Below are 22,420 nucleotides of genomic sequence, written 5' to 3' on the forward strand. Positions count from 1 at the left end.
CATACGGTGCACTTAAATCCAGATCAGGCTGAAACTAAAATCAAATCGACCCAGGAGATTGCTAACCAGGAGCAAATAGCTGCATAAGAGTTTCACACTGAGGCGACAACTAGCTTGAAATTTTCCGTTCTGCCTTATTCACTTGACCCCTTATTCACTCTTATGGCCGGCCGCAGTAAATAATCCGGGAAAACAGTGGCGGCTAGGAGGCTGTCCGAGAATGCAAACTCTGAAAAAATGACCACGACATACAGTAAGTTTTAATCAAACATTGCACTATATATTGTGGTGAAAATTTCAATCTTCGAGTTCTCGGACAGCCTCCTAGGCTATTCTCGGATAGGCTCCTAGGAAAGGCTTCCTCTTCGCGGTTCGACTTCTATGCAAGAACCAGCAACCGCTTCAAGATACCCATTGCTGCTGAGCAGGACTGCAAAATGCTTCTTGCCCTTAGCTCCTCGAATCCCCTCCGGCTCGTCCCTGACCAAACCCGCAATCCAGTCCGAATCGATTACTTCAACGACCGAATCATAGCTTGAAGTATCGAACCCCTGGCTGTGCATCTCGTCTCGAAATCTGTACGCAATAACATCCTCGAACTGAAGACCTCCCACCTGATCCTGTCCCTCGCCGCGAAATTCATATTCGGCAAGCAGAATCACACTATCGAATGTTATCCGGATATCACCACATCCTGATTGCGTTGTCCGCAAACCCCACAACTTACGCACCGCCATTCCGCTACCCCCTCACCACTGACGAAATGCCACCACTCGTCGGATTGTTGTGCTGGAGCTGCCCAGACAAAAGCCCCTCAAAGAACTCGTCACCCGTCCGGTTTATAACATTAAAGGAGCTTCGCGGAACTCCTGCCCGCTCTAGCGCTTGCACAGTTCGGGTATTAAGAATCAGCGTGTTACCGCCTCGCTCGATGACATTCACTGGGATTTTCGATGGCTCCAAACCACCTCGAATTGCATTTGCGAGATCATCAACCGTACGAATCGGCTGACCTGCAATCGCGCTGAGTTCGCGCCGCCCCCCAGCGCTGAACCCCTCACGAAAAGTTCTCTGGGCGAAATTAGCGCTTGAAGACAATCCTCCCCTTGCAACACGCCCCGGCGGACAAGCCGCAAGTGCGGCTTCAGCAGTAGTTGCAGCTACGCCGACAGGGCTCACCGGACCATCAGCTTCTGGAAATCCCGCTTCTACAATGGCCGACTCTGCGGGAGTCATTTGCCCATCAGGAAAGGTAACTAATCTTTGCCCTACCGCATAAGTACGATCAAGACCAAGTGGATCGATGTAACTTAGCGGGTTATTTTCAACATAGGCATAAGTATTAATCCCCCCACTCAACCCAATCGGATCGGACTGAAGGTAACGCCCGCCATTTACAGGATCGTAATACCGCGCCATATTGTAATGCAAGCCGGTTTCCTGGTCGTAGTATTGGCCGGGCAGGCGCAGATTTTGGGTAATGGCGGGGTTGATCGGCGTGGCTTTGCCGAACGGGTCGAGTTGGGCACTCCAGCTGATTTGGCCTAACCGGTCGGTGGTTTGTAACGGTGCGCCGAGCGGGTTGTTGTGATAGTAGGCGATATTCCAGCTGGCGACGTTGCCGCTCCAGTCGCTGAGGTTGTAGTCGACTCGCGCCAGGGGTTCGCCGTCCAGGTAGACGTAATCGCCCGGCACGCGGTCTTCGCCGAGCAAGCGGCCTTGCAGATCGTAGTCGTAGTGGGTTGTCGCGGTTCCGACGGTTTTACTTTTGCGCCGGCCCTGGGCGTCGTAGCTGTAGCGGGCGATGTCGCTGCTGCCTTGTTTGACGCTGGTCAACCGCTGGTCGGGGGCGTACAGATAGGTTTTGCCGCCGGTTTGGGTGATGTTGCCTACCGCGTTGCTAACGACGGTATTGGGATGGGCGCCGGTTTGCGACAAGAGTTTCTGGCTACCGAGGTCGTATTGGTATTGGGTGGTGGCGCCGTTTAGATCGTCGGCCAGCCGGTTGCCGACCGGGTCGTATTGGTAGCTCTGTTGCGCGGTTCCATTCGCGGCTATCAGCCGGTTCAGGCCGTCGTAACTGTAACTTTGGTCGTTGGCGGCGGCCAGCAGGTCGTAGGCGAAGCTTATAACCAAGCCGTTGGGGTCGGTCAGACTGAGCAGGCGGCCGTTGGCGTCGTAGTCGGTAAAGGTGGTGACGTGGCCGAGGGCGTTGCCGAAGGTATGCAGGTCGCCGTGATGGTGGTTGGCGGTGGTATCGGCGTAGTAGGTGTAGCTGGTAAGGTCGTTGACATCCGTGCGCGGGCCGTCGGCGGTTACTATTTGGCCGAGGGCGTTGTACGTGTAAGTCCAGGTACGGCTTTGTTGGATTGCGGTGTCGGTGAGGGTTTTGGCTAGCAAATTGCCGTTGGCGTCGTAGCTGAAAGTACTACGTTGGTTGGCTTGGTCGATTTGGCTGGGCAGCCGGTAGGCGGCATGCCATTGGGTGGTGACTTTGCGCTGGCTGCCGGTCGGGGTGTAGGCCGCCAAGTCCGCCGGGCAGATCGAACCGGCCGCCAAGCCTTCGACGCGGACGGTTTCCAGGTTGCGATTCAGGTCGTAGGCGTAGCAGCCGAGGTTGCCGTTGAAGTCGGTGCGGCTGGCGATATTGCCGTTGGCGTCGTAGCCGAGGTGGCTGGCACTGGCCGCGCAGCCGGAGCCGGCCGGTTGGTTTTGACCGGCACTGTGCTTAACGCCCAGGACCGTCTGGTACCGGTATATGCGGTCGTGGTCCAAGGCATCGGTAATCAGGGTGCTGCCGTCGGCGTTATAGTTCAATTGATGCAGATCTATGCCATTGGCGTGTTCGCTGGCGATGCCCCGGCCCTGGGCATCGTATCGATACGTGGCATAGCGGCCGCCGTTTTCGTCCAGAATACCGGTCAAGGCGTACGGTAAATTGGTGCTGGACGTATTGACCGGCTCATTGTAAAGGTATTGTCGGCTGGGATTGCCGGGTATCGCGCCGGGCCAAACGACTTGCGCGAGGCGTCCGTTGGTGTCGTAGGCATAGGTATAAACCGCACCGCCAGGATCGGTGACCGTGCCGAGGCGATTGTTGCTGTCGTAGGCAAAACTCAATGCCCGTTGCGTGGTGCGATCGGTCACCGTGGCAATGCGGCCGGCTCCATCATAGCTTATGTCTTGGCTTTGACCATGCCGGTTCGTCAACACGGTCAATCGGTCCGTCGAATCATAATATTCGAAGCCGTTTTCATCGCCTTTGAATAATTGCCAACCGGTTAACGTGCCGGCAGTATCAGTCTGAGCAGTAAAACGATCGTTAATATCGCCATCGGAAAGCCACAGACCACCCGATTTCGTGAAGCGGTAAGCCTTGCCGTCCGGCCTGATGATAAAGGCATTGGTCTTGGCGCTATCGAAATACAGTTCGCGTTCGTAAGTGTGTCGCCAGGATTTGCCCAGAGCGCGCACGTCGCTGTAAGCGCTGTTGTAGTAACGCGCCAATTGCAGGGGGAAGTCGCCGGTACCCTGATAATCCGCTTCCAGCTGAAACTTATTCCCGGTGGCATCGTTGATGGGATTGGTGCCGTTGCAAACCTCCGGCGCACCGGCATTTTTTTGTGCTTGCGCGGGCGCGGGTTGGTAATACACCACCATGCTATCGGACGCGGAACAACCGTTAACACTGCCAGACACCGAGAGCGTGTTGGCGCCTTTTTGCAGAGTGACCGAGGCCGCTCCCGAACCCAGGAAATTGATCAGTGTGGTAAAGGTACCGCTCTGACTGAAAAACGGCGTCCCGTTAATATAAGCGGTGACCTGCCCTTGATCGCCCGAATTGGCATTGCCGGAACCGGTGCCGGAGACGCCGACCTGGGATGACGCAACTGTGCTCCCGCGCGCCGGCGAGGTGAATTGCAGCGAGCAGGCTTGTACGGGATGACTCAAATTCACGCCTAACAGCAAGAGCAGGATGCAGCTGAGCGGGTACAATCCTCGCCGAGGCGACATACAGTTATTACGACGAGTCCATTTAGGATCGATTCTCATACTAAGGCATAATTCCATAAACCGGTTCATACAGTTCCTCCAAGTATCACGGTAATTTAATCAATACGGGCACAAGCCGGGGTTGCGGATCAATATTTCTAGCACTCAAGGTTGGCGGCTAGCAGTAGTCGTCAATCTACCGTTAGCTTATAGACCTGTTCTTGCAGACGACTAAAACCCCGCTCGCGAAAATGCGGTTCGTCATCCAGAACATCGTGAGTACTTAACAACTCGACCTCGCACCATCCGCCGTAAAGTGCCTGCACTTCGGCGCTTGGCACACAAAAAGGCGGCCCTTGCATTTCGTGTTGGGGGTAATCAAAAGTAACCAATAAGATTCGGCTACCCGGCGTAAGCAATTGCCGCATACGTTCAACGTAAGCAACCCGCATCGTCGGCGGCAACGCCACCAGCGATGCACGATCCCAAACCGCCGATAGTTCGCCGATATCATCGGCGGCAAGCTGAAAAAAATCGCCGCAATGGAGGTTTAGGCCATCCAGCTGATGAACAGTGAAATACTGTTTCTGAAACTCCCGCGCTGACAGGTCGTTTTCTGCGAAAAAGGCTTGCACCGCCAAGGGACTCAACTCGACACCTATCGCCTCATAGCCTTCAGCCATCAACCATAATAAATCTTTGCTTTTGCCGCACAAAGGCACAAATACCTTGCCGCCTTTAGGTATCAGAAGGGTCGGCCAATGATTTTGCAGATGCGGGTTAAACTCCGCCGCGTGAAAACCGATTTGGTTTTGTTGCCAACGTTCATGCCAAAAAGCCTGATCCATACTTTGTCCTATTAAAATACAACCTATGCTTAGGTTAAGGGCATCTCTAACTATTTGCTATTCTGCAATCCAGAACGTTGAATTGACTTTGGCTCCCGCATTCGCGGGAGCCACCATTTTGAATATCAAGAACTTCCTTAGGTTAAGTTCCTGACGCATTGCCTTGCAAAAACCCTCATCGATAAACCTAGATTTTGGTATTTATCGAACAGCTGATCCAAGTCCAATGGGTTTAAGAACACATAGACACCACAACCAGTCATGGCTACGAATTCCCGGCTCAGGGTCTCTATAAAAGCGAAACGCTCAACATACATTTCATTGATTTCATTTGAAGTTTCCATGGCATTCACCTTAATGAACGGGTTAATCACATTAATCAACCAGCATAAGCAACGCCATTATTTTTAATTTTTTTGAAATCAATCACATAAAAATTATATCCACCAATAATCAATATAAAAATCAGCCTATTACCGCCAAGCGTGTCAGACATGACAGGCAAGATGACAAAATTGTCAAAAACCTAATAAATTTAAGTTATTTTTTGTTCTTATTAACCCAAACCGAGTCTAAGTTTAAGGTTTTTTTAACTCGGGCTGCATAGGCGGCGGCTTCGTATTGGCTTTTAAAGCCATCGACACTCAAACGATACCAGGTTTCCCCCTTGGACTCGGTTTTAACTACTTTGGCCTGCACACCTTTCCCGGCAAACTCTTCGGCTTTACGTTTGGCGTACCAGTCCTGTTTAAATGCCACCAGATTAACAACCCAATTGTCCTCTACGATAGCTGCTTTTTTGGGAACTGGTTTCGCAACCGGCGCTCTTACTTTGCTTTTTTCCAACGCAGCAATTTTACCCTGCAGCGCTTCGATTTCAGCCCCCATCTGCATATCTTGATTATTCAAGTCTTTTAACTGCTTACTCAACTCGCCGACAGGCTTACCGCCACCCTGCCCTTGCATGGCTTTTGTGAGCTCGTCAATCTGTTCGCTGACCACGCTATTGGCGCGAGACAATTCGTCCAACTGTTTGCGTAACATTTCTTTTTCGGCGGCATCGGCCGTGGGAGCTTCATTGATTTGAGTCTGCATTTTCCCCATATACTCAATGAGCTGGGCAACCTGGGATTTTGCGACATAACCTTGGTACCCCAAACTACCGCCCACAATCAAGGCCACTATGGCTATGCCATTCGCCACATAGGCCGATACCGGCTTCTGATTATTCAGGATATCGATATGCCGCTTGGCTTTTTTTTGCTCGCTTTTCAGTGTGTCGAGCGTTTCCGCAATGGATGCCAATTCATCCTTACTACTTTTAAGCTGCACTTCGTGGTGGACATGTGCCTGTTTTTTGACTAGTTCATTTATCTGGGCGGTTAATCCGGCAATCAAAGCGGCATATTCCACTTCCGGCTTGCTGTCGTTTGACACCGGCGGCGGTTCATCGGTACTGACTTCCGATACCTCAGTTTCAGCGATCTCAGCGCCGGTATCGATAACTTCAGTATCAGCCAAAGCCTGTTCCGCTGGAATAAGTTGTTCGGTTACCGGAACATTTTCGGCTTCGGTAACCGGCGTATCTTCGGGTTGAATGACCGGCTCAGGTACCGATGGCCTCTCGGTAACTTTTTCCGTCCCGTAGCCATCGTCCGAGGTAAACTCGTCATCCACGGAAATATCAAAATCAGCCAATAAAAAATCGGCGTTCTCCGAATGGGAGGGATGCGCTTGGTCCGCAAATCCATCAATTTCCGTCATCTTTTCCAACAGGTCATTTCCAGCATCCGTTTCGATTGCCATTTCCGGCAAAACCGGCTCTTCTTCCGGCTGGATTTCGATTTCGCCTACCGAGTCCAAGGCAGCGTCATCGGCTTCGACGGCTATCAAATCATCAAGCGGTGCCGCGGCTTGAGGTTCGGCATCTTTTATTTGCTTGGGATTAATTTGGATATCCGCAATTAAATCGTCGATGTCATCGCCAAATTCGTCAAAGTCAGGTACCACTTTGTCGGCCCGATTGGCCTCTGCGTCTATAAGCTGATCGATGTCATCGAATTGTGATGCTGCTTTTTCTTCGAGTGCTTCCGACTCGAAATCATCGCCTATCAACAGTCTATCAATGGCGTCATCGTCGTCAATCAAACCGACTTCCTGTCCGGTCTCGCCATCGAGATTCAGCATCGAATCCAAATCGTCGGCAAAACTATCTTGCGGCTTTTGATTTTTGTCGTTTTTAGATTGAGCCATGTCTAACCTCGCGACTGCATGAATAGGAGTAGAAAACCAAAATCAAAATTACCGATCATTTTGTGGCTGTCAGTAACGCATTAACTTCGTGTCGTAATTTAAACTGAATCCGTTCAAAACCGGCCTCGATCATTTGCTGTAAGGCTATCGATTCGCGCATGATATGGTTCTCCGATTCATCATTAAATAGGTGAATAACCCACTGTTCCAATAAATCCAGGCGATCGATTTCTGTTAACACCTTGAAATAACCGGCTACTTCTTTTTGCGTATTACGCGTATGGACGCTGATCTCATCCAAAGCATACCGGTCGCCATTAATAAACTGTCCGCCCGATTTCAACACCCGAAAAATTTCGTTTATAACTTGCCGACGATATCCGGTTTCGAAGTTATGCAGAGTATAAGCCGACGCCACAATATCGACGCTATCACCCTCCAATTGTTTGAGTGCGCTTAAGGCATCGTCGCTCGAAAAAGCCAGCCGACCACTATCAACCCATGTTTCCAAACTTTGCTTGGCTTGATTTTGCATGGCCGGCTCATTGTCCACACTCAACACAAGCGACCGTTCATCCGCGGATAAAATCGATAACGTCGTTATGCCGGTACCGCCGCCTAATTCGACTATCGATTGCGGATTCGATTTCAGCCTACAGTATTCCCCCACTTCAACACCGACCAACCGGCTCATTTCCGTTGCAGATGGGCATATCAATTTCAACAACTGATATTCCCGGCCTATTACGCCGGAGAACATCGCATCAAAAGTGTTAGCGGCCATCATGATTGGGATTTTAATTTTTGTTTTGCTTCATAGGCCGCCAGCTGTTCAGCCGTGGCGTCGGTTTGATAACGATCTTTCCATTCGCTGTAGGGCATGCCATACACAATTTCTCTGGCTTGCTCGTAATTGACCTCCATGCCCCGCTCGGCCGCCGCCGCCACATACCATTTAGCCAAACAGTTACGGCAAAAGTCCGCCAGCATCATCAATTCGATGTTCTGCACCTCGGTATGTTGCTGCAAATGCGCCAGCAATTGCCGGAATGCCGCCGCCTCTAATTCAACCGTTTTGTCTTGCATAACTATCCTCCTAAATCTTGCATTTTATCAGCAAAGCAGTTCGACTCATGTACATTTGCATACAAAGATTCTACAATTAGCGATTATTTCAGCTGTCCGTACCATTAACGTGTGAACACTATCCACAGCTCATCGTTGACCGCTTATCCCGCTGGTTTTATCAAACCGGAGCAGGATCGCTTTACCCAAAAACCAGCCGGCACCGACGCAAGCGATAAACAAGCCACGGATGTTCCAGGACGGCTGGAAGCACCAGCATCTACGCCCGAACAAATTAAGACCGCCCTAGCCACATCGGGTTTTAATCAGCAGAACAATTTTTCCCAAAGTGACGACACCCGTTCCAACAAAGCCTTACAGGCATACAATCAAACCCGTGAGCAAGCCAACCAGCTGCGACTTGAAAACCTCATAACTCGCGTTGATTATTATGCTTAACCATCCCTATCCATTCTTAGCCATAAGCCTTAAATGAAGCCATTTTTAGAATTTTTCCCCATCATCCTGTTTTTCATTGCCTACAAACTATACGATATCTACATAGCCACGGCAGTTGTCATCGTTGCCACGGTTGTTCAGGTTGCCACCTACTGGCTGATGTATCGCAAAGTAGAAACCATGCAATGGATCACATTGGGACTGATACTGGTCATGGGTGGTGCGACTCTTTATCTGCAGGATGACCAATTTATCAAATGGAAACTCAGCATTATCGAATGGTTATTCGGTAGCGCGTTCTTGGCCAGTCAATTCATAGGCCGTAAAACCTTTATCGAGCGCATGATGGGCGCCAATCTGGAATTACCCGCCCACATCTGGAAGCGCTTAAACTTGAGCTGGGCTCTATTTTTTATAGGTATCGGCTTCTTGAATCTATATGTCATGCACCATTTCAGCACCGATGATTGGGTTAACTTCAAAACCTTTGGGGTACCTGGCTTGATGGTGGTTTTTATTGTGGTACAAATGGCCTTCTTATATAAGTACGCCCCTGAAACAGAGGCAAAAAAATAATGCTTTACGCCATCATCAGCGAAGATGTTAACGATAGTCTGACTAAACGGCTGAGCGCTCGCCATGCCCACTTAGCAAGACTTCAAACGTTACAAGATGAGGGCCGATTGATTCTGGCAGGCCCCCATCCGGCTATTGACGCGGAAACCCCCGGCGATGCGGGTTTTAGCGGTAGCCTGGTGGTTGCGGAATTTAACAATTTAGCCGACGCCCAACACTGGGCCGATGCCGATCCTTATATCGACGCAGGCGTTTACGCTCGCGTTACCGTCAAACCTTTCAAACAAGTATTTCCGCAGCAATGACAGCCAACATCATCAGACAAAAACTGGAAGACGCTCTTAAGCCCGATTTAATCGAGATTATCGACCATAGCGCCGCTCACGCCGGTCATGCCGGCAATAAGGGCGGTGGACATTACAATGTCACTATCGTTTCCGAACAGTTCGAGGGCAAATCCTTGGTTCAACGTCATCAATTGATATATAAAATCATGGGAGACATGATGAAAGATGAAATCCACGCTCTCGGCATTAATGCATTAACCCCCACAGAAAATAGCAAAGGAAATTAAGTAATGAAACTGAAACTGATCCCACTGATACTGGCTAGTGCAACCCTGTTACCCGGCTGCTTTGAAGATAAAACCAATGATGCCGCCACCACAGCTCCTGCCGTCAGCAAGGAAGACGCAGTAGCTTCAGTCAACGGCGTATATATCAGCAAAAAAACCCTGGACACTTTGGAAAAAGAAATTGCCGAACGCAGCCAAGGCCAAACGTTCCCGAAAGAACAATTACTGGAAGAATTGATCCAACGTGAACTGTTAATCCAACAGGCGCTGCAAAAACAATTGGATAACTCGCCAGAAGTCATTGAACGCATGGCGACAGTCAGAAACTCGCTGTTGTCGCAAGCGGCTTTACAAGACTACCTGAAAGCCAATCCGGTTACCGACGAAGAAATCAAGGCCGAGTACGACTCTAAAATGGCCAACATGGGCGAAGAATATAAAGCCAGCCATATTCTGGTTAAAACCGAGGACGAAGCGAAAAAAATCATCGCTGAACTGGAAAAAGGCGGCGATTTTAAAGCACTTGCTAAAAAGCACTCCATCGACCCCATGGGCTCCGAAGGCGGCGACTTGGGCTGGTTTACTCCGGATCGCATGGTGCCACCGTTCTCGGAAGCCGTTATCGCTCTAGAAAACGGTAAATTCAGTAAAGAACCGGTGCAAACCCAATTCGGCTGGCACGTCATTTTGAGAGAAGAATCCAGAGCCCTGACGCCACCGCCATTCGACTCGGTTAAAGAACAAATCCGTCCGATGCTGCAGCGCCAGAAAGCCCAAACCATGATTGAAAATCTGCGTAATAGCGCTAAAGTCGAAATTCTGCTGGCACCGGAACCAAAGCCCGCGGAGCCTCAAGTTAGCGAAGACCCCGCAGCCTCGACAGATGCTCCGCAAGCAGAAAGCCCCGATGCGCAGTCGGCCACCGATGGCAGCCCTACAGCAACGGAAACTGACTCAACCGCCCCCGAGGAAGCGGCTCCAGCTGACGAAGAAACCCAATCTCAGCCAAAACCCGCCGAATAAATACGCAAAAAAAAGCAGGGTAGATGACCTACCCTGCTTTTTGATTGGAAAAGTATTTAGATACTCTTACCAAAACATCAGTGTTATGCCGGATGCATTACGTGCTGTCGGCATGTCTTTTCATCCAACAAGCTCTTAATGCTTTGGCTACATTTTCCGCAAACCCCACCCGCACCGGTACATTGCATTAACTGCCTGCGCGTACACGCGCCTTGATCAATTGCCTGAGCTACTTGGCTGTCCGTAACAGCTTTACAAACACAAACGTACATTGTGACCTCGCTAACCAATACACGATACTAATGATAACAATTATCATTTAAATGTAAAGCCCTCTTGATTAATAAATTGTTTACTATTTTGAAACCAAACTGATAAACCGTTAAAAAACCACACAAACATTAGGAAACATGCGGGATTGCGCGATTAGCTTTCATTGCAAAAGCACATTTGTTCATGATTAAATAGCTAGTTAAATATTTCATCATTATTTCAGAGCCCATGATGCAAGACTACCAAAGCCAAAAACCTATCGTGCTTGACATACTGGATGCCCATCGGACCATGCCGGGCAATCTGCTTCCGATCCTTCACGGTATTCAGGATACCTTGGGCTACATTCCCCCGGCAGCCGTCGAAGATATAGCCAAAGCCTTATATCTTTCCAAGGCCGAAGTACACGGCGTTATCAGCTTTTATCATTATTTTCGCACCACGCCGCCAGGCAAACATACTATCCGCATCTGCAGGGCAGAATCCTGTCAGGCCATGAACAGCAAAGCCCTGGAAAATCACGCCAAACAAACCTTAGGTGTCGATTTTCACGAAACAACCTCTGATGAACATTTTTCCCTCGAACCTGTCTACTGCCTTGGAAACTGCGCCTGCTCCCCGTCAATAACCATTGATGATGAAGTACATGGTCGTGTCACTCCGGAAAAATTTGATCAACTATTAGCTGCTTGCAAAGGTGCCAAATAATGACCCGCTTATTCATCTCCCGTGACTCGACCGCGCTTTCCCTGGGCGCAGAACAGGTAGCCCAAACTATACAAGCGCAAACCAAAGACAAACACATCGAAGTCGTTAGAAATGGTTCGCGCGGCCTTTATTGGCTGGAACCTCTGATTGAAGTCGAAACATCACAAGGCCGTATCGCTTACGGCCCCGTTCAACCCGAAGACGTAGCATCTTTACTGGAAAACGGTTTATTGGAAGGCAAACAGCACCCTCTCTGCCTGGGCAATATAGAAGAGTTGCCTTATTTCAAAAATCAAAACCGACTGACTTTTGCCCGCGTTGGTTTGACCGACCCCGTCAATCTTGACGATTACATCGCGCATGACGGCTACCAAGGCTTAAAAAATGCACTGACCATGCAACCGACCGACATCGTCAAACACGTTACCGACTCCGGTTTACGCGGTCGCGGCGGCGCGGCATTCCCGACCGGTATCAAATGGAATACCGTTCTAAATGCACCGGCCGAACAAAAATATATCGTCTGTAATGCCGACGAGGGTGATTCCGGCACTTTCTCCGACCGTATGATTATGGAAGGCGACCCCTTCGTACTAATCGAAGGCATGACCATTGCCGGCTTGGCAGTCGGTGCCACGCAAGGCTATATCTATTTACGGATCGAATATCCGCATGCCAAAGTAGCGCTGAATCAAGCCATAGCAGCCGCTTACCAAAACGGTTATCTGGGTGAAAACATTCAAGGCAGCGGCAAAACTTTCCACCTGGAAGTTCGCATGGGCGCCGGCGCTTACATCTGCGGCGAGGAAACCTCTTTGCTGGAAAGCCTGGAAGGCAAACGCGGCTTGGTGCGTTTCAAGCCTCCCCTTCCCGCCATCGTCGGTCTGTTCGGCAAGCCTACAGTCGTCAACAATGTCATTTCCCTGGCATCCGTACCCGTCATTTTGGATAAAGGCGGCGAATACTACCGCGATTACGGCATGGGCCGTTCGCGCGGCACTCTGCCCTTGCAACTGGCCGGCAATATCAAACACCCCGGCCTGTTTGAAGTGGCATTCGGCATGACCTTACGAGAACTACTGTACGATTACGGCGGCGGTTCCGCCAGCGGCCGACCGATCCGGGCGGTTCAGGTGGGCGGTCCATTGGGCGCTTATCTCCACGAAGGCCAGTTCGATACCCCGCTGGATTATGAAGCCTTTGCCGCCATTTCTGCCGTACTGGGTCACGGCGGCATTGTAGTGCATGACGACACGGTCAACATGGCCGACATGGCTCGTTATGCGATGGAATTTTGTGTGGAAGAATCTTGCGGCAAATGCACACCCTGCCGCATAGGCTCAACGCGCGGCGTTGAAGTAATAGACCGCATCGTCAGTGATGTCCAAAAGGATAAAAATACCGTACTACTGCGGGATTTGTGCGACACCATGGTCTTCGGCTCTTTGTGTGCAATGGGCGGCATGACACCTTATCCGGTGTTAAGCGCGTTGAATCATTTTCCAGAAGACTTTGGCTTGCAAAAAGCCGCCAAAGTCTGATCGATTACCAGGAGTTAGCTTATGTCAGCCAATAACGAAATAGATTACGGTACCCCCAAAAGCGCATCAGAAAATCAGGTCACTCTGGAAATCGACGGCCAAAAAGTTACAGTCAGCACTGGCAGCTCCGTTATGCGCGCCGCCGCTGAAGTTGGAATCAGCATTCCAAAATTATGCGCCACCGATAGCCTGGAGCCGTTCGGCTCCTGTCGTATGTGCCTAGTGCAAATCGAAGGCGCTCGCGGTTATCCGGCCTCCTGCACCACACCGGTGGCTGAAGGCATGAAAGTCTGCACCCAAAACGACAAATTAGCCAATATCCGCCGCGGCATTGCCGAACTCTACATTTCTGATCATCCCCTGGATTGTTTGACCTGCGCCGCCAACGGCGATTGCGAATTGCAGGACACCGTCGGCCAAGTTGGCTTACGCGAAGTACGTTACGGTTTCGAGGGTGAAAATCACCTGGATGCCGAAAAAGACACCAGCAACCCCTATTTCACCTTCGACCCAGCAAAATGTATCGTCTGTTCGCGTTGCGTGCGGGCCTGCGAAGAAACCCAGGGTACTTTTGCTTTGACTATTGATGGCCGTGGCTTCGAATCCAAGGTCTCGCCGAGCCAAAACCAAGATTTCATGGATTCCGAATGCGTGTCCTGCGGTGCTTGCGTGCAAGCCTGTCCGACCGCGACACTGATGGAAAATTCCGTGATCGATAACGGTGTGCCGGAACATAGCACGATTACCACCTGTGCATATTGCGGTGTCGGCTGCTCCTTTAAAGCGGAAATGAAGGGCGAGCAACTGGTGCGGATGGTGCCGGATAAAAACGGCCAGGCCAACCATGGCCATTCCTGCGTCAAAGGCCGCTTTGCCTTCGGATATGCCACCCACAAAGACCGCATCACCACGCCTATGGTACGCGACAAAATCAGCGACGCCTGGCGTGAAGTCAGCTGGGAAGAAGCCATAACATTTGCCGCCGACCGTCTGAAACAAATTCAAGCCAAATACGGCAAATATTCCGTTGGCGGCATCACCTCGTCTCGCTGCACCAACGAAGAAACCTATTTAGTACAAAAACTGATCCGCGCCGGTTTCGGTAATAACAACGTCGATACTTGTGCCCGGGTTTGCCACTCCCCGACCGGTTACGGTCTGAAAAACACCTTCGGCGAATCTTCGGGCACCCAAACCTTCGATTCGGTGATGAAATCCGATGTGATCATGGTGATCGGCGCCAACCCGACCGACGGCCATCCGGTGTTCGGTTCGATGATGAAACGCCGTCTGCGTCAAGGCGCCAAATTGATTGTAGTAGACCCACGCAGTATCGATCTGGTCCGTAACAGTCCGCACGTCAAAGCCGATTATCATTTAAAACTGCGGCCCGGCACCAATGTCGCCGTGGTCACCGCACTGGCCCATGTTATCGTCACCGAAGGCTTGGCCGACGAAGCCTTTGCACTGGAACGTTGCGATGTCGAATCCTTCTCCAAATGGAAAACCTTTGTCTCCCTGCCGCAAAATTCACCGGAAGCGGTAGCGGAAATTACCGGCATCGAAGCGGAAACCATGCGTGCCGCGGCGCGTCTGTACGCAACAGCCGGTAATGGCGCCATTTATTACGGCTTGGGCGTGACCGAACACAGCCAAGGCTCGACCACCGTCATTGGTATCGCTAACCTGGCCATGGCTACCGGCAACGTCGGCCGCGACGGAGTAGGGGTAAATCCATTACGCGGACAGAACAACGTGCAAGGCTCCTGCGACATGGGCTCGTTCCCGCACGAATTTGTGGGGTATCGCCATGTGTCCGACAGCGAAACCCGTGCTCAATTCGAAGCTGCGTGGGGCGTATCGCTGGAATCCGAACCCGGCCTGCGCATACCGAACATGTTTGCCGCCGCCATAGACGGTACTTTCAAAGGCCTGTATGTGCAAGGCGAGGACATTGCGCAGTCCGATCCGGATATCCAGCATGTACATCACGCCTTGCGCGAACTGGATTGCCTGATCGTGCAGGACATCTTCCTCAACGAAACCGCTAAATTTGCCCATGTGTTCCTGCCGGGTTCTTCATTCCTGGAGAAAAACGGTACTTTCACCAACGCAGAACGCCGTATTTCTCCGGTGCGCAAAGTCATGACGCCGTTAGCCGGCAAGGAAGACTGGGAAGTGACCCAGGATTTGTCAAATGCATTGGGCTATCCGATGAATTACAACCATCCATCTGAAATCATGACGGAAATCGCCGCCCTGACCCCACAATTTGCCGGCGTGACCTATGAAAAAATCGAAGCCATGGGAAGCATACAGTGGCCCTGCAACGAAGAAGCACCCGACGGTACGCCTACCATGCATACCGACCAGTTCGTTCGGGGCAAGGGTCGTTTCATGCTAACTGAGTACGTTCCCACCCAGGAGCGCACCAACAGCAGGTACCCGTTGATTTTGACCACCGGCCGTATTTTGTCGCAATACAATGTCGGCGCCCAAACTCGCCGTACCGAAAACGTGGCATGGCACGACGAAGACCGTTTGGAAATCCATCCGCACGATGCCGAGGTATTGGGCATAGCCGATGGCGACTGGGTCGGCGTAAAAAGCCGTACCGGCGAAACCGTGATGCACGCCATCATTACCGAGAGAATGCAACCGGGCGTGGTCTACACCACCTTCCACTTCCCGCATTCCGGCGCCAACGTCATCACGACCGATAATTCGGACTGGGCCACCAACTGTCCGGAATATAAAGTCACCGCCGTGCATGTGGCCAAAGTGGCGCAACCGTCGGAGTGGCAACAGCAATATCAACACTTCTCCGATAAGCAACAATCCTTGCTGGACAACCGCATCCCGGCCGGCGAATAACACCGCCATAGTGAACATGGATGCTATCAGTGAGTTGGGCTGGACCAGTTATCGAAAAGGTCAATACGATGTCTGGCGCGGCCCAACTCATCAACGCAAGGAAGATTCGGTAGCCGAGGAAGTGCCGGTGGTATTGGTTTACAACACCGTTCCGCACGTGGTGATGCTGACCACGCCGTTGAACCTGGAGGACTTTGCCCTGGGATTCAGTTTGACCGAAGGCATTATTCAACACCCGGATGAAATGCAATCGGTGCGGGTCGTGCAACGTTCCAAAGGTATTGAAGTGCGTATCGGCATTCCCGAACAGCGTTGCGACAGCATGCATGACAAGGGCCGCAATATGACCGGCCGCACCGGCTGCGGCCTATGCGGCGCCACCTCGCTGGAACAAGCTATTCGCCGGCCTAAACCTGTTGGCGCCGGCCTGCCTCTGGATGCGGGAAAACTAGCGCACGCTCTGCGGGACATGCCATCTCAGCAAACGCTCAATCAAAAAACCGGTGCCGTGCACGCGGCTGCCTGGCTGGACCCTGTAAAGGGCATCACTACCGTACGCGAGGATGTCGGGCGGCATAACGCCCTGGATAAATTAATCGGCGCATTGGCCAAAGCCAACTGCAATTTTAACGAAGGGTGGCTGTTGGTCACCAGCCGCGCCAGTTTTGAAATGGTACAAAAAGCCGCCAGCGTCGGCATCACCTTGCTGGCCGCCATCTCGGCCCCCACCGGCCTTGCCATACAACTGGCCGAGGAATGCGGATTAACCCTGATCGGGTTTGCCCGTAACGAAAATCACGTTATCTATACTCACCCACATCGTTTACAACATACCCAAGCATCGGTCGCATAACATGGATAAAAGCAATTTAATCAAAATGGCCAACGACATCGGCTCTTTTTTCAAATCGGAACCCGACAGAGCGCTCGCCATTCAAGGCGTGGAGCAACACATCAGAAATTTCTGGGAACCGCGCATGCGCAAGGAGATCGTCGAATACCTGGAAAAAGGCGGCGCGGAATTAATGGACATCGTCGCGGAAGCGGTTAAAAAGTTGTAACGCGTTTGAGCATAGCTGTATTCAGCTGCCTGCCATCGGTCGGGATTGGTCTATCTTTTCGAAGCATCGTCAGGCTCAAGCAGCAAGCGGCTTGAACCTGACCCGCAAATTGTTAACGGCGTTTTCTAACGAACAACACGCTAAACATACCGCTCATAAACAACCACATCGCGGCGGGAACCGGAACCGGCGCTGCGGAGATGACCTTCAGTTGAACATTGTCGGCATTGTAAACAGTTTCAAATCCGAGTCCGGTAAACGCGCTAGCTTCTAAAGAGGCAAATACGCCGCTTCCCAAACCGTCAAACGTAATCAGGGTGAATATATCGCCCACTTCCGGTACAAAGCTTCCGAAACTTTCAACCTTTAACGTCCCGCCGAAAGTCGCATCGCCGGTAATGTTCAAAATATCCAACAAGGTATCGGTGCCTCCGATTTCCATACTCAGTAAACCGGACGCGGTTTGCATAAAGTCACCGGCTACCGTTAACGAACCTATGCCATCCGACCCGGGATAGATTGTGCCGCTGTTTATCAGGTCATTGGAAAAAACGGGATCGAGTATACCCTCGCCTTGTAGAACGCCGTCAACACCGTTTACAAAGTTCGTGGCAGAGACCGTTAAAGTGGCCCCCTGCTCTATATTGACCACCCCCTGGTTGGTAAAATCCTTTGCCAAATTGACGGTTCCGGACTGTACGTCCAACAAGCCATTATTTTGCAGTTCTGGATTTATCGTGGTAGTCCCGGTACTGGCGTTTTTGACGAAGGTGCCGTTGTTCTGAAACGTTCCGTTACCGAATATCGTGCCGTTGATGCCGGTCGTGAAGGTGCTGCCGGCACTGTTGATCAGGGTCGCGGTGTTGTTGATACTGGGACTGCCGGCGTTCCATTCGGTATCGCCGTTTAAGGCCAAGGTCCGGCCATTGGATAACGAAAAGCTGCCATTTATCACCGTAGCGCCGTTGGCGGACGTGGTGGCCACACCCGTCATGGTACCGCCGGTCAAGGTGGCGGTGCCGGCTATCGATACGTCACCCGTTCCGCCCAAGCTGCCATTGGTTTGCGTGTAGGCATTTGCAAAAGACGATGTCTCGTTAATATTCAGTGTGCCAAACGATTTTACAAACGCTTCCTGGCTATTGAGACTTTTGATGGTATCCGTTCCGCTTCTGTGGGTGATCGTTCTGGTAGTTGCTCCCCCGACATCAATAAGCACGTCGTCGCTGATTCCGGGTAAGTTGGGATCGCTGCTCCAATTCGTTACCACATCCCAAAAACCGTCGCTATTTGGAACCCAGTTTACTGCGGCACCCTGGGAAACGTTGGCGTAAAGGATAGTTACGATTGCAATTGGCAAGGTTTTTCGGCGAGTTTTCAAGTTGATTTGTCGGGAGTTAAGCGGATTAGTATCCATATTGATTCTCCAAATTACTGTTATTGGCTTGAAACGTGGAAGACAAATAGGTTGTTCTGAACAACTTGGCAATACGGCTGGCGCTAATACGCGTCATGACAGGTCGCTTAAGCGACCTGTCAATCCGGAAAGACCAGTCTAACGTTAATTCTATGCTTACAGAAAAGTCAAGTCAATTTTATCACTAGCCCATCACACTTATTACACATTGAGTAAGAGCAACGGCGTTTTTGAGATTGAACCTCCAATTACCGTTTGAGCACCTCCGTCGTCTTCAGCGAACATTGACAAATCGCGGTTATCAAAGTAAACGACTGAACAGTTATACAGTTGCTGAAGCGTCGGCGCAGCCACCCAACCGCTTGTCAACTGGATACTAACGCAATAGATTTTAAGCGATATCCTCCGCCACGCATGCCTCACTCTTGCAAGCATTGACTTCGATTGTGACATGGTCCAAATGTACAAAGCTAGCCAGCAGATTTTTGTAATAGTTGGGCGATTTGGGAAAGCGGGTCACCAGCACGATTATCGCGGCGTGATGGGCTGGGCTAACCCGCCAAATGTGAATATCGCTGACCCGGCATTCGCCGTCTTCTTCCAGGGTGTCCTGAATCGCTTGTAAGTAATGTTCGTCTATGCCCTGGTCCAGCAAAATCGGGCTGGTTTCCTTGATCAAGCCCCACGCCCAAACCAAAATCACTAACGCGCCGACAAACCCCATCACGGTATCCAGCCAGTTCCAGCCGTAATATTTACCGGCCAGCAAAGCCACGATGGCTAAAACCGAAGTCAGCGCATCGGCTACCACATGCAGGTAGGCCGCTCGTAAATTATGGTCGTGGTGGTGCTCGTGATACCCCTCATCTTGGTGGCGCGCATGATGATGGTCATGATGGTGATCGCTAAGCAACAACGCACTTAACAAGTTAATCACCAAACCGGCTACCGCCACCAAAATCGCTTCGTCGAATTGAATCACCTGCGGAGCAATCAACCGTTCCGCCGATTCCGCGATCATCATAAACGCCACTACCGCCAGCGACACCGAACTGGCAAAACCGCCCAACACGCTGACTTTGGCGGGGCTAAAAGCAAAGGTTTGATCCTGTTCGTGAATCCGGCTGTACCGATAGGCAAAAATGGCGATCATAAAGGCCATGACATGCGTGGCCATATGCCAGCCGTCCGCCAACAAAGCCATGGAATGGAATTGCGTGCCGGCGACGATTTCCACCAACATGGTGGTAAAGGTTATCACCAATACCCATTTGGTACGCCGCTCGCCCTTACGATTAATGCGGGCAAAATTATGGGTATGTTGCCAGTTACTCAGTTGATGTTCGTGCATGGTGATCCTTTTTTCCCGGGCAAAACATTATTGATGAATGGGATTTTAACTCAAGCCGATGGTTCAATAGACAGCCTATCTCAATTCACGCTGCAATCGTTGTCAAACAACCGTAAAATAGCGGTCTTTAATAGTTTAACGAGTAACGATTGTGCAAAACTTCACCCCTGTTTCCGCTCTGCTTGGCGGTGCGTTGATCGGTCTCAGCGCGTTCATATTACTCAGATTTAATGGTCGCATTGCCGGTATCAGCAGCATTATGAACGGCTTGTTCACCACATCGGGCCCCAACCGGTATTGGCGCATGACATTTTTATTGGGTTTAATGCTGGGTGCGACTATCTGGCAGTGGTCTGTACCTACTTCACTTCCCTTACGGCAAAACTATCCGCTGCCGTTGATTATCGCTGGCGGTTTTCTGGTTGGATTCGGCACCCGCATCGGCAGCGGCTGCACCAGCGGCCACGGCATCTGCGGCCTTGCCTTGCTGTCGCGGCGCTCCATCGCCGCCACTTTGACATTTATGGCCAGCGGTATCTTGACGGTCTATCTGATTCGCCATGTTTTACAGGTGCTGTCATGATGAAGTTGGTTTTTGCCTTATTTGCCGGGGTTATTTTCGGCTTGGGTCTGACTATATCGCAAATGACCAATCCGGATAAAGTTCTGAGCTTTCTGGATATCGCCGGCAACTGGGACCCCAGTTTGGCTTTGGTGATGGTGGGTGCTTTAGCCGTCGCGGTAGCCGGGTTTCGCTGGACGCGCCAGCACGAAAAACCCGTTTTTGGCAGTCGTTTTCATATCACCCTTAAAACAACACTGGACAAACCCTTACTGGCCGGCGCCGGCCTATTCGGTATCGGCTGGGGCATGACCGGTTATTGTCCCGGCCCCGCATTTGCCAGCCTGGCTCTGGGCAATCAGGAAGCCGTCATCATGGTGACCAGTATTTATGCCGGCTTCTGGGCCGCAGGCCTGTTGCAAGAAAAATATTAGTTTGTGAACGCCTCCGCCGCCATTTACAGCGTTTCGCAACTGAATCGCGAAGCCAAACGCCTGCTAGCGACGCATTTCATGACCGTGCGCGTGGAAGGCGAAATATCCAACTTTAGCGCGCCCTCCTCCGGCCATTGGTATTTCAGCTTAAAAGATGCGCAGGCACAGATTCGTTGCGCCATGTTTCGCGGTCAACAGCAACGCCTCGGCTTTAAGCCGGGTAACGGCGACCTGGTGGTGGTAAATGCGCAAGTCAGCCTATACGAGCCGCGCGGCGACTATCAATTGGTCGTGGAACATATGGAACAAGCCGGGGACGGCGCGCTGCGGCAGGCTTTCGAACGTTTGAAAAACAAACTGCTGGCGGAAGGCCTATTCGACGCCGTCCGCAAGCAGGACATACCGCTAATTCCCAAACAAATCGGCATCATCACTTCGGCCGGCGGCGCGGCCATACACGATATTCTGACGGTTTTGCAACGGCGTTTTCCAGCTGTTCCGGTCGTGATTTATCCGGTAGCCGTACAGGGTGAATCCGCCAAGTTCGAGATTAGCGCCGCGCTGGAAATGGCCAATCAACGCGCCGAAGCAGACGTGCTTATTCTGGCTCGCGGCGGCGGTTCATTGGAAGATTTATGGGCCTTTAACGAAGAAATAGTAGCCCGCGCCATTGCCGCCAGCCGAATACCGGTGATTGCCGGCATCGGCCATGAGGTCGATTTCACTATCGCCGATTTCGTGGCCGATTTGCGCGCGCCCACCCCATCGGCCGCCGCGGAACATGCCGTACCCAGCCAGACCGAATGGCTAGGCGGTTTTAAGTTCATGGAAAACCAGTTACTTGAAAAACTGCGCCGCCAATTAACCCAACAGCAACAACGCCTGAACTGGCTGAATAAATCCCTGCAGTTGCAACACCCCGGCGAGAAACTGCAGCGCAACGCGCAACGGCTGGACGAACTGGAAATACGCCTGAAAAAATCCACCCTGCAAACTGTATTGCAAGCCAAGCAACTGTTGACTTTGAACAGCCAAAAACTCCGGCAATTTCAACCTACCGATAGGATTGCCCAACACCGACAAGTACTCGATTTTTATCAACAACGTTTGCAACGGGCCATACTGCTCAAACTGACCACACTAAAACAACAACACAGCGGCATCAGCCAGACTCTACAGGCCGTCAGCCCGCTAGCGACGCTGGATAGAGGTTACGCCATCGTAAAAAACCAACGCAGCGGCCAAATCGTCAAATCGGTGTCCGATGTAGCCGAAAACGACCTACTCGAGACCCGATTTTCCCAAGGCCGTATGGTTAGTTTAGTCAAGAAGCGCATTCCAGACTAAAGCCAATCAGGCAGACACCCATGACGGAATGATGCCAATTCGGGACGTTATGCCAAACCAA

The 22,420-nt window shown here is 51.4% G+C and carries 23 protein-coding genes; 13 read left to right on the top strand and 10 right to left on the bottom strand.

Annotated elements, in window-relative coordinates; all coding sequences use genetic code 11:
• Positions 1–347: 347 nt before the first annotated feature.
• From M0R33_RS02685 to M0R33_RS02715, 7 genes are all read right to left on the bottom strand, one after another.
• Positions 348–737 (bottom strand): hypothetical protein, encoded by a 390-nt coding sequence (locus tag M0R33_RS02685; protein WP_292564678.1) that lies wholly within the window; start codon positions 735–737, stop codon positions 348–350.
• Between the two features lie 4 nt (positions 738–741).
• Positions 742–4,083 carry an RHS repeat-associated core domain-containing protein gene (locus M0R33_RS02690; protein WP_292564680.1) on the bottom strand — a complete coding sequence of 1,114 codons (3,342 nt, stop codon included), beginning with the start codon at positions 4,081–4,083 and terminating at the stop codon, positions 742–744.
• A 101-nt stretch (positions 4,084–4,184) separates the two neighbouring features.
• Complete coding sequence (locus M0R33_RS02695; protein ID WP_292564682.1) at positions 4,185–4,841, bottom strand: thiopurine S-methyltransferase; 657 nt, start codon at positions 4,839–4,841, stop codon at positions 4,185–4,187.
• Between the two features lie 137 nt (positions 4,842–4,978).
• Positions 4,979–5,185, bottom strand: a complete 207-nt coding sequence (locus M0R33_RS02700) for a hypothetical protein (RefSeq protein ID WP_292564683.1) — start codon at positions 5,183–5,185, stop codon at positions 4,979–4,981.
• Between the two features lie 196 nt (positions 5,186–5,381).
• Complete coding sequence (locus M0R33_RS02705; RefSeq protein WP_292564686.1) at positions 5,382–7,094, bottom strand: SPOR domain-containing protein; 1,713 nt, start codon at positions 7,092–7,094, stop codon at positions 5,382–5,384.
• A 55-nt stretch (positions 7,095–7,149) separates the two neighbouring features.
• Positions 7,150–7,881 (bottom strand): class I SAM-dependent methyltransferase, encoded by a 732-nt coding sequence (locus M0R33_RS02710; protein ID WP_292564689.1) that lies wholly within the window; start codon positions 7,879–7,881, stop codon positions 7,150–7,152.
• Positions 7,878–8,180, bottom strand: a complete 303-nt coding sequence (locus M0R33_RS02715) for a DUF1244 domain-containing protein (protein ID WP_292564691.1) — start codon at positions 8,178–8,180, stop codon at positions 7,878–7,880. Before M0R33_RS02715 ends, M0R33_RS02710 begins: the two co-directional genes overlap by 4 nt.
• A gap of 111 nt (positions 8,181–8,291) precedes the next feature.
• Between M0R33_RS02715 and M0R33_RS02720 the strand changes: the two genes are divergently transcribed.
• Genes M0R33_RS02720 through M0R33_RS02740 form a run of 5 tightly spaced genes read left to right on the top strand, consistent with a single transcriptional unit; the run spans position 8,292 to position 10,791 of the window.
• Complete coding sequence (locus M0R33_RS02720; protein ID WP_292564693.1) at positions 8,292–8,618, top strand: hypothetical protein; 327 nt, start codon at positions 8,292–8,294, stop codon at positions 8,616–8,618.
• A gap of 33 nt (positions 8,619–8,651) precedes the next feature.
• The gene (locus M0R33_RS02725; RefSeq protein WP_292564696.1) at positions 8,652–9,194 is read left to right on the top strand and encodes a septation protein A; all 543 of its coding nucleotides are present in this window, start codon (positions 8,652–8,654) and stop codon (positions 9,192–9,194) included.
• Positions 9,194–9,499 carry a YciI family protein gene (locus M0R33_RS02730; protein WP_292564698.1) on the top strand — a complete coding sequence of 102 codons (306 nt, stop codon included), beginning with the start codon at positions 9,194–9,196 and terminating at the stop codon, positions 9,497–9,499. Before M0R33_RS02725 ends, M0R33_RS02730 begins: the two co-directional genes overlap by 1 nt.
• Positions 9,496–9,768 carry a BolA family protein gene (locus M0R33_RS02735; RefSeq protein ID WP_292564700.1) on the top strand — a complete coding sequence of 91 codons (273 nt, stop codon included), beginning with the start codon at positions 9,496–9,498 and terminating at the stop codon, positions 9,766–9,768. The genes M0R33_RS02730 and M0R33_RS02735 overlap by 4 nt, the downstream gene beginning before the upstream one ends.
• A 3-nt stretch (positions 9,769–9,771) precedes the next feature.
• Complete coding sequence (locus tag M0R33_RS02740) at positions 9,772–10,791, top strand: peptidylprolyl isomerase (protein ID WP_292564702.1); 1,020 nt, start codon at positions 9,772–9,774, stop codon at positions 10,789–10,791.
• Between the two features lie 83 nt (positions 10,792–10,874).
• Here M0R33_RS02740 and M0R33_RS02745 read toward each other — a convergent pair whose 3' ends face one another.
• On the bottom strand, positions 10,875–11,063 hold the full coding sequence (locus tag M0R33_RS02745) for a (2Fe-2S)-binding protein (protein WP_292564704.1): 189 nt from the start codon (positions 11,061–11,063) through the stop codon (positions 10,875–10,877).
• A gap of 232 nt (positions 11,064–11,295) precedes the next feature.
• On the opposite strand from M0R33_RS02745, the gene M0R33_RS02750 reads away from it, so the two are divergent.
• From M0R33_RS02750 to M0R33_RS02770, 5 genes are read left to right on the top strand one after another with little or no spacing between them, the layout of a single operon-like run.
• Positions 11,296–11,772, top strand: a complete 477-nt coding sequence (locus M0R33_RS02750) for a formate dehydrogenase subunit gamma (RefSeq protein WP_292564707.1) — start codon at positions 11,296–11,298, stop codon at positions 11,770–11,772.
• Positions 11,772–13,313, top strand: coding sequence for an NADH-quinone oxidoreductase subunit NuoF (locus tag M0R33_RS02755; RefSeq protein WP_292564710.1), 1,542 nt, complete (start codon positions 11,772–11,774; stop codon positions 13,311–13,313). The genes M0R33_RS02750 and M0R33_RS02755 overlap by 1 nt, the downstream gene beginning before the upstream one ends.
• Before the next feature lie 21 nt (positions 13,314–13,334).
• Complete coding sequence (gene fdhF, locus M0R33_RS02760) at positions 13,335–16,187, top strand: formate dehydrogenase subunit alpha (RefSeq protein ID WP_292564713.1); 2,853 nt, start codon at positions 13,335–13,337, stop codon at positions 16,185–16,187.
• Between the two features lie 16 nt (positions 16,188–16,203).
• Positions 16,204–17,040 carry a formate dehydrogenase accessory sulfurtransferase FdhD gene (gene fdhD, locus M0R33_RS02765; protein WP_292564716.1) on the top strand — a complete coding sequence of 279 codons (837 nt, stop codon included), beginning with the start codon at positions 16,204–16,206 and terminating at the stop codon, positions 17,038–17,040.
• A 1-nt stretch (position 17,041) separates the two neighbouring features.
• Positions 17,042–17,248, top strand: coding sequence for a formate dehydrogenase subunit delta (locus M0R33_RS02770; RefSeq protein WP_292564719.1), 207 nt, complete (start codon positions 17,042–17,044; stop codon positions 17,246–17,248).
• A 112-nt stretch (positions 17,249–17,360) separates the two neighbouring features.
• Here the strand turns inward: M0R33_RS02770 and M0R33_RS02775 are convergent, their stop codons facing one another.
• Positions 17,361–18,665, bottom strand: a complete 1,305-nt coding sequence (locus M0R33_RS02775; RefSeq protein WP_292564722.1) for a hypothetical protein — start codon at positions 18,663–18,665, stop codon at positions 17,361–17,363.
• 391 nt (positions 18,666–19,056) lie between these two features.
• A complete protein-coding gene (gene dmeF / locus M0R33_RS02780) occupies positions 19,057–20,016 on the bottom strand; it encodes a CDF family Co(II)/Ni(II) efflux transporter DmeF (RefSeq protein ID WP_292564723.1) in 960 nt (319 codons plus the stop codon).
• Between the two features lie 151 nt (positions 20,017–20,167).
• Between dmeF and M0R33_RS02785 the strand changes: the two genes are divergently transcribed.
• Genes M0R33_RS02785 through xseA form a run of 3 tightly spaced genes read left to right on the top strand, consistent with a single transcriptional unit; the run spans position 20,168 to position 22,359 of the window.
• Positions 20,168–20,599 (top strand): YeeE/YedE family protein, encoded by a 432-nt coding sequence (locus tag M0R33_RS02785; RefSeq protein WP_292564725.1) that lies wholly within the window; start codon positions 20,168–20,170, stop codon positions 20,597–20,599.
• Positions 20,596–21,012 (top strand): DUF6691 family protein, encoded by a 417-nt coding sequence (locus tag M0R33_RS02790; protein WP_292564728.1) that lies wholly within the window; start codon positions 20,596–20,598, stop codon positions 21,010–21,012. Before M0R33_RS02785 ends, M0R33_RS02790 begins: the two co-directional genes overlap by 4 nt.
• Positions 21,013–21,015: 3 nt before the next feature.
• Complete coding sequence (gene xseA, locus M0R33_RS02795; RefSeq protein WP_292564731.1) at positions 21,016–22,359, top strand: exodeoxyribonuclease VII large subunit; 1,344 nt, start codon at positions 21,016–21,018, stop codon at positions 22,357–22,359.
• The last annotated feature ends 61 nt before the right edge of the window (positions 22,360–22,420 follow it).

Origin of the sequence: Methylomonas sp. (assembly GCF_023228165.1) — a bacterium.
Classification (GTDB): domain Bacteria; phylum Pseudomonadota; class Gammaproteobacteria; order Methylococcales; family Methylomonadaceae; genus Methylomonas.